This is a genomic window from Aequorivita lipolytica (genome assembly GCF_007997135.1).
Lineage (GTDB): Bacteria > Bacteroidota > Bacteroidia > Flavobacteriales > Flavobacteriaceae > Aequorivita > Aequorivita lipolytica.
This window is the reverse complement of record NZ_VORU01000014.1, coordinates 16,407-32,339: the sequence shown is the minus strand read 5'-3', so window position 1 is coordinate 32,339 and position 15,933 is coordinate 16,407. Positions and strand designations below refer to the sequence as shown.

10 protein-coding genes are annotated in these 15,933 nt (G+C 39.8%); 1 reads left to right on the top strand and 9 read right to left on the bottom strand.

The window, feature by feature from the left end:
- Positions 1–66 precede the first annotated feature (66 nt).
- Complete coding sequence (locus ESV24_RS13495) at positions 67–5,901, top strand: M36 family metallopeptidase (protein WP_111816906.1); 5,835 nt, start codon at positions 67–69, stop codon at positions 5,899–5,901.
- An 89-nt stretch (positions 5,902–5,990) separates the two neighbouring features.
- Here ESV24_RS13495 and ESV24_RS13490 read toward each other — a convergent pair whose 3' ends face one another.
- From ESV24_RS13490 to ESV24_RS13450, 9 genes are all read right to left on the bottom strand, one after another.
- On the bottom strand, positions 5,991–6,932 hold the full coding sequence (locus tag ESV24_RS13490; protein ID WP_111816905.1) for an NAD(P)H-dependent flavin oxidoreductase: 942 nt from the start codon (positions 6,930–6,932) through the stop codon (positions 5,991–5,993).
- Entirely contained in the window at positions 6,932–8,566 is a 1,635-nt protein-coding gene (locus tag ESV24_RS13485) for a S8 family peptidase (protein WP_111816904.1), read from the bottom strand. The genes ESV24_RS13490 and ESV24_RS13485 overlap by 1 nt, the downstream gene beginning before the upstream one ends.
- A 9-nt stretch (positions 8,567–8,575) precedes the next feature.
- Entirely contained in the window at positions 8,576–9,808 is a 1,233-nt protein-coding gene (mnmA, locus tag ESV24_RS13480; RefSeq protein ID WP_111816903.1) for a tRNA 2-thiouridine(34) synthase MnmA, read from the bottom strand.
- A gap of 83 nt (positions 9,809–9,891) precedes the next feature.
- Positions 9,892–10,581 carry a toxin-antitoxin system YwqK family antitoxin gene (locus tag ESV24_RS13475; RefSeq protein WP_111816902.1) on the bottom strand — a complete coding sequence of 230 codons (690 nt, stop codon included), beginning with the start codon at positions 10,579–10,581 and terminating at the stop codon, positions 9,892–9,894.
- Positions 10,582–10,679: 98 nt separating this feature from the next.
- On the bottom strand, positions 10,680–12,566 hold the full coding sequence (gene yidC, locus ESV24_RS13470) for a membrane protein insertase YidC (RefSeq protein ID WP_111816901.1): 1,887 nt from the start codon (positions 12,564–12,566) through the stop codon (positions 10,680–10,682).
- A gap of 100 nt (positions 12,567–12,666) precedes the next feature.
- Complete coding sequence (gene pyrG, locus ESV24_RS13465; protein WP_111816900.1) at positions 12,667–14,286, bottom strand: CTP synthase; 1,620 nt, start codon at positions 14,284–14,286, stop codon at positions 12,667–12,669.
- 115 nt (positions 14,287–14,401) lie between these two features.
- The gene (locus ESV24_RS13460) at positions 14,402–15,046 is read right to left on the bottom strand and encodes a fused MFS/spermidine synthase (protein WP_111816899.1); all 645 of its coding nucleotides are present in this window, start codon (positions 15,044–15,046) and stop codon (positions 14,402–14,404) included.
- Positions 15,047–15,158: 112 nt separating this feature from the next.
- On the bottom strand, positions 15,159–15,389 hold the full coding sequence (locus ESV24_RS13455; protein WP_111816898.1) for a DUF3820 family protein: 231 nt from the start codon (positions 15,387–15,389) through the stop codon (positions 15,159–15,161).
- Positions 15,373–15,903 carry a DUF922 domain-containing protein gene (locus ESV24_RS13450; protein WP_111816897.1) on the bottom strand — a complete coding sequence of 177 codons (531 nt, stop codon included), beginning with the start codon at positions 15,901–15,903 and terminating at the stop codon, positions 15,373–15,375. Before ESV24_RS13450 ends, ESV24_RS13455 begins: the two co-directional genes overlap by 17 nt.
- Between the last annotated feature and the right edge of the window lie 30 nt (positions 15,904–15,933).

Here is a 15,933-nt window from a genome sequence, read left to right as displayed (position 1 = left end):
TGACAAATAGTTGATTCTTACGATTTTATCATAGTTTTATAAAACTAACTAAAATCAAATTTCAATATGAAAAAATCAACACTACTCTTGATGGTGTTATGCATGCTGACCATTCAGCTTTCAGCGCAACACAAAAACCCAGAAAAAGAGAAGGAATCTGCACAATTGGCCACGAAACCTTCAACTATTTCGCTAGAAAAACTCATTGTACAGAAAAGTGACTCTTATGTAATTACTAAAGAACACGTTAGCCGCATCAGCGGTATTCGCCATGTATATTTACGACAGGCCATTAACGGTTTGGAAGTTTACGGAACCGAATCCAGTGTGCATTTTGACAAAACTGGAAAAGTTTTGATGGAGCACAATAAGTTCTTGGCTGATGTGCAAGCTACCGTTAAGAGCAGTTCCCTAGGAATTTCAGCAAGACAAGCAATTACTTCTGTTGCCAATCAAATGGGTTACAGAGTATCGAATCTTCAAGAGGTAAAAAGTATTGGAGGCAAGAATAAAGCTGCCGTTTTCAATAAGGCGGGAATTTCTTCAGAAGAAATCCCCGTCAAGTTAATGTACTATTATAAAGAAGGTGTTGGAACCCAATTGGTTTGGGAACTTTCCATAGCTGAAAAAACAACTTCAGACTGGTGGAATTTCCGGGTGGATGCTTCAACCGGAAAAATAATTGACAAAGACAATTGGACTGTTTCCTGTAATATTTTGGGCGATCACAATGATCATGTGCATGCTGTTGCTTCAAAATCTGCAGCCTTCATTGGACCAATGGAAAAGCCGGTGATAAGCAATACAAGTATTACATCAAATATGGCCGCACCTCCAGCAGCAAGCTACAGGGTATATGCGATGCCAAATGAAAACCCAAATTACGGAACACGTACTTTGGTTACAAACCCAGAGAATTTGACTGCCTCACCATTTGGATGGCATGATACAAATGGAGATGACACACCTGAATTTACTAACACCCGAGGAAACAACACCGACGCTTATGATGATGACAACGCAAACAACAGTCCTGACGGAAAATATGCTTTTAGTCCTGGTGGAAACTTAATATTTGATTTTCCGCTGAATACTACATATAGCGCTGGAGATCAATCAGAAAATGCTGCTATCACTAATCTATTCTATTGGACAAATATCGTTCACGATGTAACCTATCTATATGGTTTTGATGAAGCCAGTGGAAACTTTCAACAGAATAATTACGGTAACGGCGGACTTGGTAATGACCCTGTAAACGCTGAGGCCCAAGATGGGTCGGGAACTTGTAATGCAAACTTTGGAACTCCACCAGATGGGAACAGACCGCGCATGCAAATGTATGTTTGTAATACACGGGATGGCGATTTAGATAATTTTGTAATAATTCACGAATACGGTCATGGAATTTCCAATAGGTTAAGCATATTAGGAGGTCAAGAACAAATGGGTGAGGGCTGGAGTGATTATTATGGCTTATTGCTTACAATGGAAAGTGGAGATGCTGGACCAGATTCAAGAGGTGTTGGAACTTGGTTAATAGGTGAAGGCCCAGGCGGTCCGGGAATCCGTGTTTATCCATACAGTACCAATTTTGGTATCAACCCACATACTTATGACGATATTAAAACAGCAGTAGCACCTCATGGAGTGGGTTCTGTATGGGCAGAAATGTTATGGGAAATGACTTGGGAACTTATAGCTATCCATGGTTTTGACTCAGATTTTTATAATGGAACCGGAGGAAATAATATATCATTGGCATTGGTAACCGAAGGGATGAAATTGCAGGTAAGCCAACCTGGTTTTGTAGATGGAAGAGACGCAATCTTGGCAGCAGATATGGCTATGTATGGAGGAGCCAATCAATGTGCTATTTGGGATGCTTTTGCTAGAAGAGGCTTGGGTTTTAGTGCAATTCAGGGCTCATCCGGAAGTAAGACTGACGGAACGGAAGCTTTTGATTTGCCCCCAACTTTTTCAAGTTTAGATGTTATTGATGAGGTATGTCTTTCAGACGGAATACAAACTGGTCTTTCTGGCGGAAACCCGCCGGGGGGCGTGTACGGTGGTCCTGGTGTAACCGATGACGGCAATGGTACCACATTTACCTTCAATCCGAGTGTTGGAGGCCCAGGCTTGGTGACAGTAACTTATCTAGTGAACGATTTCTGTACGGGAGCACCAACTACTTTAACAGATGATATTAATGTAACCAACGATCCCCCAGAAATTATATGTATGGGCTCTGGTTTAATTCCAATGACTGGCTCACAATCCAGCAGTCCCGGAACACCGATACCAGATAATAATCCTACAGGTGTTACGGTAACTATGAATGTTACTGAAGATGTTTCCATCACAGATTTGGATGTAAACTTAAACATATCACACACTTATGTAGGTGATATTATTGTTACAATAAAATCTCCATTAGGAACAATGGCTACAATTGTAGACAGGCCTGGAAGAACAACAACTGGATTTGGGTGTTCAGGCGATAATATTGTTGCTGCTTTAGATGATGAAGCTGCCACTCCTGTTGAAAGTGAATGTGCAGGTTCTGTGCCGACAATCAATGGGTCTTTCATACCAAACAATCCACTGTCCATATTTGACGGTGAGAGCACAATGGGAGTATGGGAACTTACAGTTTCCGATGTTGTTGGTTCAGATACAGGTATAATAAACAGTTGGGGAATAGATTATGATTATGAAGTAACTGTACCAGTATTGGATGTTACCTTAGACGGAAGTGGAAATGCCACTGTAAATGCCGAAGATCTGCTGTATAGTGTTACTGTTGACTGTGGAAGCTATACCGTACTTGCAGGAAGCCCATTGGCTTCAACCGTAAGTTTTAGCTGTTCAGATACAGGATTGAATACGGTTTTAGTTGAAGTTACCAATGACAGCGGAGCAACTTCAACCTGCTCGGCCATTGTTAATGTGATTGGCGGCGGAGGCGGCGGCGGCCCCTTTGTTTGTCCGGGTGATATTACTCAAGACAACGATCCAGGTATTTGCGGCGCAGTTGTAACATATTCTGTAGCATCACCTTCTGGTTGCGGTGGTAGCTCTGGTCCTTTGGCAACTGGTGTTGCTTCTTTGGAATTGATTACTGTAAGTGGAGATATATATAGATCTGGACTTAGTTATAATCCAAATTTGGATAGATATTATAGTATGAATGCTGGAAGCTCTTCTTTTCCTATAGATTGCTTTGACGGTACTACTGCGACTCTAATTAGTACAATAGCCGCAGGTTTTGATTATAGAGGAGCCTGGTGGAATCCATCCCTGAGTCAATCTGAAGGGAATGGATATAATACATTCGGGGTTATACTCACTAATTTAGCAGGCGATTGCCCTGATGGAACTGTGACTCCTATTCTTCCAGCCAACCAACCCAATTCGCAATCAATAGGTGATTTTGATTATGACAACAATGAAATAATCTACTATAATGCAGGAGCCATCACACAAGTTGATAGAGCTACAGGTACTACAAATGCAACACTAGTACTTTCTGGAATACCAGGTGGAGCATCCTATGCAGCCTACGCTGTAGGCTATACAGGAATAACTGGGTATGAATATGCAATCTATGATAATACTACCCAATCCGTTCATTTGTATGATCGAGCTTCTGGAGCTTATGCCGCTGCTAGTAGTATAGGTTTAAGTTTGCCAGCAACAAACTTTGGTTTTACTTATGAAAATGGACAAGCTTGGATTTATTCAAACAACAGGTGGAACGGCTATACCATTTTTGGCGCAGCCAGTGGAACCATTACCCAAACAGCAGGTCTGCCAAGCGGAGATACTTTCCCTGTGGGAACAACCACCAATACCTTTGAGTATGACGATGGAATCAACCCAGTGCAAACCTGTTCTTTTGATGTAACCATAAACGATACCGAAGTACCAGTTGCAAATTGCGCAGCTCCATTTACGATTCAGTTGGATTCCAATGGAATGGCAAGCATTGCTGCTGCAGATATCAATAACGGAAGTACAGACAACTGCGCTATTGCATCTTTAAGTGTTTCTCCAAGTAGCTTTACTTGTGCAAATGTAGGTCCAAATAACGTTATACTAACAGTAACCGATGTTAATGGAAACTCAAGCACTTGTACCGCGGTTGTTACCGTGGAAGACAACGTTGCACCAACAGCAGTTTGCCAAAACATAACAGTTCAGTTAGATGCTTCTGGAAATGTTTCCATTACTGCTGGAGATGTTGATGGTGGCAGCACCGATGCTTGTGGAATTGCAAGTACTTCAATTGACATTACAGATTTCACTTGTGCTGATATTGGTCCGAACAACGTAACCCTAACAGTAACCGATGTTAATGGAAATACAAGTACTTGCGTAGCCGTAGTTACGGTAGAAGATGACCTTCCACCAACAATAGTTTGTCCTGCAAATATTACTGCAAATACAGACTTAGGAATGTGCAGCGCAGCTGTAAGTTTCCCAATGGCAATAGGCTTGGATAATTGTAGCGTAACCGTTGCCCAAACAGGTGGTCTTTCAAGTGGAGGTGATTTCCCAGTTGGGATAAGTACTATTGAATTTACTGCAACCGATGGAAGCGGAAATACAACTGTATGTAGTTTCACCATTACTGTTACCGATAATGAATTGCCAACAATGGTTTGTCAAAATATTACCATTCAATTGGATGAGTTTGGAAACGCATCCATTACCGCAGCAGATGTGGACGGAGGTTCTACCGACAACTGCGGAATTGCATCTGTATCAGTAAGTCCGAGTATTTTTGACTGTAGTGATGTAGGCGACAACCCTGTTGTGTTAACAGTTACCGATATTCACGGGAATTCCAACACTTGTACAGCAATAGTAACCGTAGAGGATATTACACCTCCCGTTGCCGTTTGCCAAAACATTACAGTTGAATTGGATCCGGTAACCGGTACTGTGACTATTACAGGAGCAGACGTTGACGGCGGAAGCACGGATGCCTGTGGAATAGACACCTATAGTTTGGATATTGATACTTTTGATTGTTCAAGCATAGGCGACAACACCGTAGTGCTTACCGTAACAGATGTAAACGGAAATGTTAGTACTTGTACCGCAATAGTAACGGTAGAGGATAATACTTCTCCAGTGCTTGTTTGCCAAGATTTCACAATTGAAATTGGAGCAGATGGAACAGCCACCCTTAATCCGAGTGATGTAATAGCTTCTAATGATGATGCCTGTGGAATACTTACGGTAGCTGTGGACATTACGGAGTTCACCTGTGCTGATATCGGAACACCAGTAACGGTTCAAGTTTTCAGTCAAGATAACAATGGCAATCTATCTACCTGTACGGCAATAGTAACAGCTGTTGACCTTCTTGCTCCAGTCCTCACTTGTCCTGCAGATCAAACTGTAGATCCAGGAGCTGGTAATTTGTTTTACATAGTTCCAGATTATTTTGCAACTGGTGAAGCAACAGCAATTGATAACTGTACCGATCCCGTTATTATAACTTCGCAAAATCCAGCTGCTGGAACCCCATTATCTGATGGTGTTTATACCATTACGCTTACTGCGGAAGATGAATATGGCAATATATCAACTTGTACTTTCGAACTTACTATTGAAAGTATATTGGGTGTTGGCAATAACAATGCTAATATTGGAAGCTTACAAATGTACCCAAACCCAGCCAAGCATTCAGTAACGATTGGAAACCCACAAAGCCTTTCTCTTGAAAATCTAAGTATTTTCGATTTAAGAGGAAGAATGGTAAAATCAATCGATCTTAGAAGCATGGGAACTCAAAAAACATTTGATGTTTCTGAAATGGCTGCCGCTACTTATCTTGTAATTATTCAAGGTGAAAACGGCCAGATAACCAAACGACTTATTAAGGAATAAGCATTCGGTTTTATTTTAAAAGAAAACCCTTCCGATTAAGTTCGGAAGGGTTTTTTAAATTCAGGTTTTTTAATAAGCTTAAAAACAAATTAAAGATCAGAAACCTCTCTTTTGGCCGTTTCAAATTCTTCAATCATAACTTTTAGAATTTGAGCTGCAGGTTTTATATCGTGAATAAGCCCAGCTATTTGCCCGATTTCCAATTCCCCTTCTTCCAAATCGCCTTCAAACATGCCTCGTTTGGCTCGGGCACGCCCCAAATGTTTTATAAGATCTTCCTTCGTGGGGCTGGTAGTATAAAGCTGTATTACACTTTCAAAAAACTTATTTTTTAGCATGCGTACAGGAGCCAGTTCTTTTAAAGTAAGCTGAGTGTCGCCTTCTTTAGCATCAACCACCATTTGCTTGAAAGCGTGATGTGATGAAGCTTCTTCCGAAGCTACAAAGCGGCTTCCCACTTGCACGCCATCGGCACCCAAAACCATTGCGGCCAACATACCACGACCCGTGGCAATTCCACCAGCAGCTATTAAAGGAATTTCCAATTGTTCCTTTACCATTGGAATTAATGTGAAAGTTGTGGTTTCTTCGCGCCCATTATGGCCGCCTGCTTCAAAACCTTCAGCAACTATCGCATCAACTCCCGCTTCCTGTGCTTTCAATGCAAATTTAACACTGCTAACTACGTGGACAACAGTAATTCCGTGTTCCTTCAGTTTTGAAGTATATGTTTTTGGATTTCCGGCTGAGGTGAAAACTATTTTCACGCCTTCTTCAATAATGATATCAATTATTTTATCAATATCTGGGTAAAGCATCGGCACATTTACGCCGAAAGGTTTATCAGTAGCTTTTTTACATTTCAAAATATGCTCCCGAAGAATTTCTGGATACATAGAGCCCGCACCCAGCAGACCCAAGCCACCAAAATTTGAAACAGCGGAGGCTAGACGCCAACCGCTGTTCCAAATCATTCCGGCTTGAATTATAGGATATTCAATATTAAAAAGTTCGGTAATCCGGTTTTGCACTACTCTTTAATAATTTTATAGCTTGTTGTTTTGTTGTTTGATGTAATGGAAGCAATGTACATTCCAGAGGAAAGTGCAGAAACATCAACATTATTTTTCAGTGAGCTTATTCTAGCTGTCAGCACTCTTTCGCCCAAAACATTATAGAGTGCAAATTCTGCGTTTTCAGCAGACTTCGGGAAAGAAATGTTTATCTGTGTACTTACAGGGTTTGGATAAAGAGCGAAATTGGTGTCTAGCATTTGTTGCTCTGTACCTAGCAATAATAATGCGTTTAACGCATCACCAAAATTCGGAACGCCATAACCATATTGGTTCGTAGGATTGTTAAATCTATCAGCAGATTCGCGAATGGCTTGCATAACTACATCATTTTTCAAATTGGGAACTGCGCTCCATAATGAAGCAACTGCTCCAGCTGTAATTGGCGAACTAAAAGAAGTTCCGCTTGCCGTTCTTACATTACCGTTTTGGTTAACTATTGCTGCATCAAGACCTTTAGCCATCACATCTGGCTTTATAACACCTGCGGCATTAGGTCCGCGAGAACTGAAACTCACATAATTTTCATCTTCATCAACCGCACCAATAGTAAATGAACCTGCTGCATCTGCGGGGGTTCCTACTTTTCCAAAACCATTTCCTTCATTTCCAGCAGAAGTAACGTTTATCATTCCTTTGTCAAAACCAATATTTGATCCTCTTGCTGCTATGGTAGTTAGTCCGTCTAAGTCAGGATAATCGTGGTCAAAGCTAGGGTTGTCAAAAGCTTGATAGCCTAAGGAAGTATTTGTAACATAAACACCCAAACTGTCTGAACGTTCCAAGGCTTCTACCCAATAAGCTTCTTCTGCTGGAGATTCGCTATTTCCATCTTCCGTAATGTATAAGTAGTAAGAAGCACCTGGAGCCGTGCCAACAAACTGACCGTTCAAAAATCCTGCTGCATCACTAAAGGTTCCAGCACCGTGGCTTCCAGTTCCATTTGGATTTTCAATACGATCCACAAAATCATAATAACCCAATAATCTACCTTCATTTCTAAGGGTTGCATAAGCTGGATTACTTAAAACACCCGGGTATCCGTTGTCCATAAATGCTACTAGAATATCTTCCCCAGTGTAATCGTTCTCATGTAGATAATCTACATTCAGCATTTCTGTTTGGTTGGCCGCACTTCCGTAGTTATAGACAGGTCTGGATTCCGTTTGGTTTTCAATTTCAAATTTATCTTTGGTAAACTGTTTTCCTCCTGTTGGTCTGTTCAAGCTCTTGTCTGCAAACTCAATATCTGTAACAAAAGAAAGGTTTAATAGATTGTTGATGTTGTTCTCCGTTCCGCGAACGTAAACGGCATTCAACCATTTAGATTTTGCAAGTACATTAATACCTGCGGAAGCCTCAATTGCAGCTTTTTGAATTTCGTTCAAAGGCACGTCGCGCTCGTCTATTGCGATGCTTTGGGCATTTTTTCTATTAATAGCCGCTTGGGTCAAAATGGTTATGGGAGCTGCCAGAGCTGCTGAAACCACGGCAGGATCTTTAGATTCAAGAAACACCAGTGCATCTTCGGTTTGGGCAAAACTTAAGGTAGAAACAAAAACAATAAATAATAGGGATAATTTTTTCATCATATAATTTTTTTAGGATATAACACCACTTCCCAGTAATTCAGAACCGTCGTACCAAGCAACAAACTGGCCTTCGGTTATGGCAGATTGTGGTTTGTCAAATATAACATAAAGTCCGGAAAATGTGCGGTGTAATGTTGCTTTTTCTAATGCTTGCCTGTAACGGATTCGCGCCATGACTTCCATTTTCTCATCTTCGGCAATTTCTAAGTCTTTGCGAACCCAATGGATTTCTTCGTTTTTAACAAAAAGACCGCGCCTATATAGACCTGGATGATCTTTGCCTTGTCCTGTATATATTACGTTTTCATCTACATCTGTTGCAATAACAAACAAGGGTTCTTTAGTTCCGCCAACGGCCAAGCCTTTACGCTGACCGTTTGTAAAATAATGTGCTCCGTGGTGAATTCCTACCTGCTTGCCATCGCAAATTGAATAAGAATGCTTTGCGGAAAGATATTCTAGTTTTTCTTCTTCGGAAGTAAAATCTGGAGTTTCCATTTTATATTCTTTAAAATCTGAAGGAACTTCCACAATGGCACCATCTTTCGGCGCAAGTTGCTGCTGAAGAAACTCTGGAAGTCTTACTTTTCCGATGAAACACAAACCTTGCGAATCTCGCTTTTCAGCGGTAATTAAGCCTTGTTCCGAAGCAATTTTTCTAACTTCTGGTTTCAACAATTCTCCAATGGGGAAAAGGGTTTTTGAAAGCTGTTCTTGCGAAAGTTGACAAAGAAAATACGATTGGTCTTTGTTGGGATCTTTACCGGCTAACAAATGATATATTTCTTTTGTTTCACCATTTTGGCCACTGAGCGAAGCGTCGTGCTGAGCTTGTGGAAGTGTCGAAGTGCCTTTTCTGCAATAATGCCCGGTTGCCACAAAATCTGCTCCCAAATTGAGGGCAATTTTCATAAAAACATCAAACTTTATTTCGCGGTTGCAAAGCACATCCGGGTTTGGCGTGCGGCCCATTTGGTATTCGCGAAACATATAGTTAACAATGCGCTCTTTATATTGTTCGCTTAAATCTACCGTTTGAAACGGAATGCCCAGTTTTTCAGCTACGAGCATAGCATCGTTGCTGTCTTCAAGCCACGGGCATTCGTCAGAAATTGTTACAGAATCATCGTGCCAATTCTTCATAAAAAGACCAATAACGTCATAGCCCTGCTCTTTCAAGAGATAGGCTGCAACGCTGGAATCTACGCCGCCACTGAGGCCGACAACTACTCGTTTTTGCATAAAAATTTAAGTGTGTGCAAAGGTAAAAGACTTTTTGAATATAACTGTCGGGAGATTGTTTGCTACCTTACCCGAAAGACTTATTAATTATCTTTTTTTGGGTAGGTTTCTTCTAAAATAACTTTTTCGTCTTTGTAGTATTTCCAAAGTCCGTGTTTTTTACCTTCTTTATAAAACCCTTCAATCACCACCTTCCCATAAGCGTCATAATATGTTGCAGGACCTTGAAGCTCATTATTGGTGTAAAGTAATTTTTTAAGCAGTACGCCATCGGGTGAGTAGTAATTATCTTCTCCTTCTTTTATACCGTTTTTATAGGTGGTTTCTTGAGTGGTTTTTCCGTTGGGGTAGTAGGTAATCAATTTTCCGTCCAGCTTTCCATTTACGTAATTTTCGCGTGTCATTACGTTTTTAGACTTTTCGTGATAATAGACCCATTCACCAATGCGGTCTTTGTCCTGCATTTTTCCTTCGCTAACCAACTTCCCTTTTACTGTGAAATATTTTACTTCTGCACTATTGTCTTTACTGTTGAAGATTTTAGTAACCATAGGCTGACTCTTGCAATCTTCACAATAAAATTTAAACTCGCCCACTTCCTTCCCGTGCTCAAAAGTACCTTCGTACCGAAGTTGATTGGTTCCATCAAATGTTTTTTTCCAAATGCCATGTCGCTTTCCCTGCGCATCTGTTTGGTTTATTTCACTTTGTGAAAAAACACTAACGGAGCAGAGGCTTGTAACTAAAAAGAAGATGAAAGCAATTTTTATCATTTCAGAAGTATTAACTTACTTCAAAAGTAAACGTTCGGATTCGCATTCTATTTTAAGCGCTGGAATAGTTCAAGAAACTTCCAGCGCTTATAAAAATTTTATTTTTTCCCCACTTTTTTCTGCTGTTCAGCCTGTTCCATCATTTCAGCCATTTTGCGCTGAAACTTGTTTTGCTTTTTAGGCTTTGCTTTTTTTATCTGAATTTTAGCGTGAACCTTATCTTCATCAATAATGAAGTTTTTTATCACAAGCATAATTCCGATAGTAATTAAGTTTGAAATGAAATAATAAAGCGAAAGTCCACTCGCGTAATTGTTGAAGAACACCAACATAAACAGCGGAGAAAGATACATAAGAAATTTCATGTTTGGCATTCCCGGTTGTTGGGTTTGTTGCATGCTTTGGCCCATTGTCATCATCATATAAACAAAGATGGCGATGGAAGCCAAAATAGGGAACAAGCTCACGTGGTCTCCATAGAACGGAATGTGGAAAGGTAATTCCGCAATCGTATCATAACTGGAAAGATCGTCTGCCCATAGGAAACTTTTCTGCCTTAAATCAAACGCCGAAGGGAAAAACGTAAAGAGCGCATAAAACACCGGAATCTGCAGTAAAGCTGGCAAACAACCCTTCAGCGGACTGGCGCCGGCAGAGTTTTGCACTTTCATGGTTTCTTGTTGTATTTTCAGGCTGTTGCCTTTGTGCTTTTCTTTAATTTCGTCCAGTTCTGGTTTCAAGACCTTCATTTTTGCTTGCGCCAAATACTGTTTGTATTGAACTGGCGAAAGCATTAGCTTTATAAGAATTGTTAAAACAATAATGGCAATTCCAGCAGGTAAAAAGTCAGTTAAAAATGCAAACAATGGAATGATGATGTATTTATTTATCACCCCAAAAATTCCCCATCCCAATGGCATTGCCTCATCAAGATTGCGACCGTATTTTTTGAAAATCTGATAGTCAGACGGCCCGTAATACATATTCATGTCGTACGCCAACGCACCATTCTTTGGCTCCAAAAGTATTTTTGCTCCGTATTGTTTGGTAAAGGTTGTATCTATTTCTTCGTCTTTCACCAAATCTACAGAAGTAAGTTTCACTTCTTTAAATGGAGTGTCTGTAAGCAACATAGAGCTGAAGAAATGCTGGCGGAAGTTCATCCAAGTAACGTCTTTTTCCAGTTCTTCATCTTCGCCCGAAGGAGAAAGTTTTGAGTGTTTTTCATCATCGTATTCATACGTCAAGCGCGAGTAGCGATTTTCATATGAAATACTTTTTGCGTGGCGATATCCTTTCAATTGCCAATCAAGATACATTGGCTGCGAAGTATTGATAACACCGTCCAAGCCTTGGCTATTGATGCTAAAATCCATCATATATTCGCCAGGATGGAGTGTATAGCGGTATTCAATAAACCCGTTTTCTGAAGTTTTCAGCTTCATGGAGAGCACTTGGTCATCACCATTTTGGCTCAACGTAGGTTCAAAATATAAATCTTGTGTATTTAAGGTTCTGTTTTCTGCTGAAAACTGAAGATTTAATGAAGCGTTACCGTCTTTTATTAAATAAATAGGAACAGAATCATATTTGTGGAAATTCTTAAGAAGCGCTTCGGTTATGTAACCGCCTTTATTACTTACTTTCAAATAAAGCACATCGTTTTCAAAAACCGTTGTTTCTTCTGTTGCCGAAGGAAGTGTTCCCGAATATGCAAAAGAACCAAGTTTGTTTTTCAATTGTTCAAAAGCCAATGAATCACCAGGTTTTACGGCATCCATTGTATCAGCGGTTGCTTGTGCAAGTGTTATGTCCTGCTTTCCTTTTTCAGCTTCTGCCTCTTGTTTTGCGGCGGCTTCGGTTTTTGCTTTTTCAGCTTGAAGTTCTTCTTCGGAGGGTTTGTTGAGATACAGCATCCATATTAGGATTCCACCGATTAATAAAAAACCTACGAGTGAGTTTAAGTCGAATTTCTTTTGTTCCATCTTTTATTTCTTCTTTTGAACTGTTTCAAAAGTATGTTATCGTTAATTTTTATGTGGCAGGGCAATAATCCCGCCTCTTTCAGAATTGCGTCAAATTGTCCTATTTCTTTTTAGAAGCGTGTTCGTGCACGGCTTTTACGAAAGCCACAAAAAGTGGATGTGGATTGGCAACAGTACTTTTATACTCGGGGTGATATTGAACCCCAACAAACCAAGGATGTTCTGGTATTTCAATAATCTCAACCAATCCCGTATTTGGGTTTATGCCCGTTGCCATTAAACCTGCAGCCTCAAATTGTTCGCGGTAAGCATTGTTAAACTCATATCTGTGGCGATGACGTTCTTCAATACTTTCAGTTTTGTAAACTTTGTTGGCGATGCTTCCTTTTTTCAAATCACACTTCCAAGAGCCTAAACGCATGGTACCGCCCATATCGGTTATGTTTTTTTGATCCTCCATAATACTTATTACGGGGTTTTTGGTTTGCGAATCCATTTCGGTGCTGTTGGCATCTTTTAGTTTCAGTACGTTTCGTGCAAATTCTATAACGGCCATTTGCATTCCCAAGCAAATTCCTAAAAACGGTAAGTTGTTTTCACGAGCGTATTTTACTGCAGCAACCTTCCCTTCAATACCACGCTCACCAAAACCGGGAGCTACTAAAATTCCATCGAGTTTTGATAACTTTTTGCCTATGGTTTTAGCATTTATATGTTCGGAATGAATGAATTCTACTTTTACCTTTACTTCATTTTCAGCACCTGCGTGTATGAAAGATTCAAGTATGGATTTGTAGCTGTCCTGCAATTCCACGTATTTTCCAATCAAACCAATATGAACTTCTCCCTTCGGATTTTTATGTCTTTGAAGAAATTTGTTCCACTGTTTTAGATCTGGCTTTTTTGAATTCTTCAGGTTTAATTTCTGAAGTGTAACGGTATCTAAACCTTCTTCCAGCATCATATTTGGCACATCGTAAATTGTGGATGCATCAATGGATTGAATAACCGCCTCTTGTTTCACGTTGCAGAAAAGTGCAAGTTTTTTTCGTAAATCATTGGAAAGTTCGTGTTCCGTTCTACAAACCAAAATATCTGCGCGTATTCCGCTTTCCATCAAAGTTTTCACGGAGTGCTGTGTAGGTTTTGTTTTAAGTTCGCCGGCAGCTGAAAGATAGGGTACGAGGGTTAAGTGTATTACTAAAGCATTGTCATCGCCCATTTCCCACTTCATTTGGCGGACTGCTTCAATGTAGGGTAACGATTCAATATCGCCCACGGTACCGCCAATTTCAGTGATTATTATATCGTACTCACCCGTGTTTCCTAGCAATTGTACGCGTTCTTTAATTTCGTTTGTAATGTGAGGAACAACCTGTACGGTTTTCCCTAAAAACTCGCCACGGCGTTCTTTTTCAATCACGCTTTGATAAATGCGACCTGTGGTAACGTTATTTGCTTGTGAAGTATTTACGTTCAGAAAACGCTCGTAGTGGCCCAAATCAAGATCGGTTTCGGCGCCATCATTGGTTACGTAGCACTCGCCGTGCTCGTATGGATTTAAGGTTCCCGGATCTACATTTATATATGGATCCAATTTTTGGATTGTAACCCGATATCCTCTGGCTTGCAATAGCTTAGCCAGCGATGCCGCTATAATTCCTTTTCCTAAAGATGATGAAACCCCGCCCGTAACGAAGATGTATTTTGTAGTGTTCATGAGTGCCTTTACTGAAATGTCTATACGGGATGCAAAAGTACATTTTTATTGTGGAAAGGAGGAAAAGTTAATGGTTAAATGTTAGCTGTTAATTGAAGCTTGGAAAATTAGTTCATTACTTCAATTTCTTTCCAATAAGCAAAGTATTCGTCCTATTAACTTTCGGTAAAACTTGAAACTCAAAATCATTGCCGAAATGTGATATTATTGTTTGAACTGTATCAGGTTTCTTTTCAAGGTTTATACCTACGTTAAAAATTATTGAACCGTCACTATCCAAAAGGTTTGAAACATTTTCACAGAATTCTTTTCCATAAAAAATAGTAGGTACTTTGATGTCGATGAAAAGATCAATAATTATAAGTTGAAATTTTTCAGCACAGTTTTTAACATACTTTGCTGCGTTTGCTTGAATGATTATTAAATTTCCAGCTTCTTTAATATTAAATTCATTCTTTGCGATTTTGATAATCTCTGGGTCTAGTTCAACTGCAAAAATCACTTCGTAAAAACCCATTTTTTTCAAGGAATTTATAACACTTCCGCCGCCCATTCCTAAAAGCAGTAGGTTTTCAACCGACTTTAAATCAACTTTTGTTAAGCCAATCTCCAAAATCTTTTGAAGCGAACCGTAGGAGTAATTCGCATTTTCGGTATCCAAAACTTTTTTGCCATTAATATAGGTTACTTCAAGCGTTCCATTTATTTCCGAAGAAAAACGGCGGGTGGTTGGCCAGATGTAGCTTATTAGTTTTTTCAAATTTATGGTTTATGAGTTTAGGTGTTTAAATGTTTATAAGTTTATGTGTTTAAATGTTTAAAGCTTAGAGCCTACAGCCTAAAGCTTAAAGCCTACAGCCTACAGCTTTCAGCTACTTCTTAATTAGCTTTTGAACTAAACCTTCAAGCCCATTAAGTTTCAACTCAAACATTTCAGCCATCATCCTGCCCAGTTTTCCTTCGGGGAAGCCTTTTTGTTTGAACCACACAAAGTAATATTCAGGGATGTTTGCCAAATAATAGCCTTCGTATTTTCCGAAGGGCATTTTGTAGTTTGCGAGTTCCACTAAGTGGTTTGGGTCTGGTTTACTTCCAAGATTCATATTCGGCGAGTTGTTGGGCTATATATTTCTGCCAAAAAGCTTCTTTCGCTTCGTTTCTGGAATGATCGCTCTCTGAGTCAAATTTAGTCTGCATTGCCCTTCTTTTTTGTTCCACTTGCTTGTAGATGCCCTCGATTTCAGATTTAATATTTTTTGAGAATTTCTTTCCCGCTAGGTTTTTCTGAAGCATTCTTGCGTGCAATTCCGAAATATCAAAATGTGCTTGCTCGTGTTTTAAAATATAGTTTGTAACTCTTTCCTTTAAATACCACGAACCCTCAGGATTGAAAAAGCTTTCAACGGAATATTCCACTTTCATGTCTCCGTTTTTCATGGAGTAGGAATACTGAAAACTGATGCCAGTATTCGTGCTTGCTACAAAACTTGCGCTTCGCAAAGGTTTACCGCGGAAATCCTCCCACGAAAGTTTTTGATTTTCCTTCCATAGAATTTTTTCAGCATTGTGCTGCGGGAAAAGTAAAAGGGAGAATATAAAAGTGAAAAGTAATTTCATAGTGGCGTGCAATCAAAAATAGTACCTTTT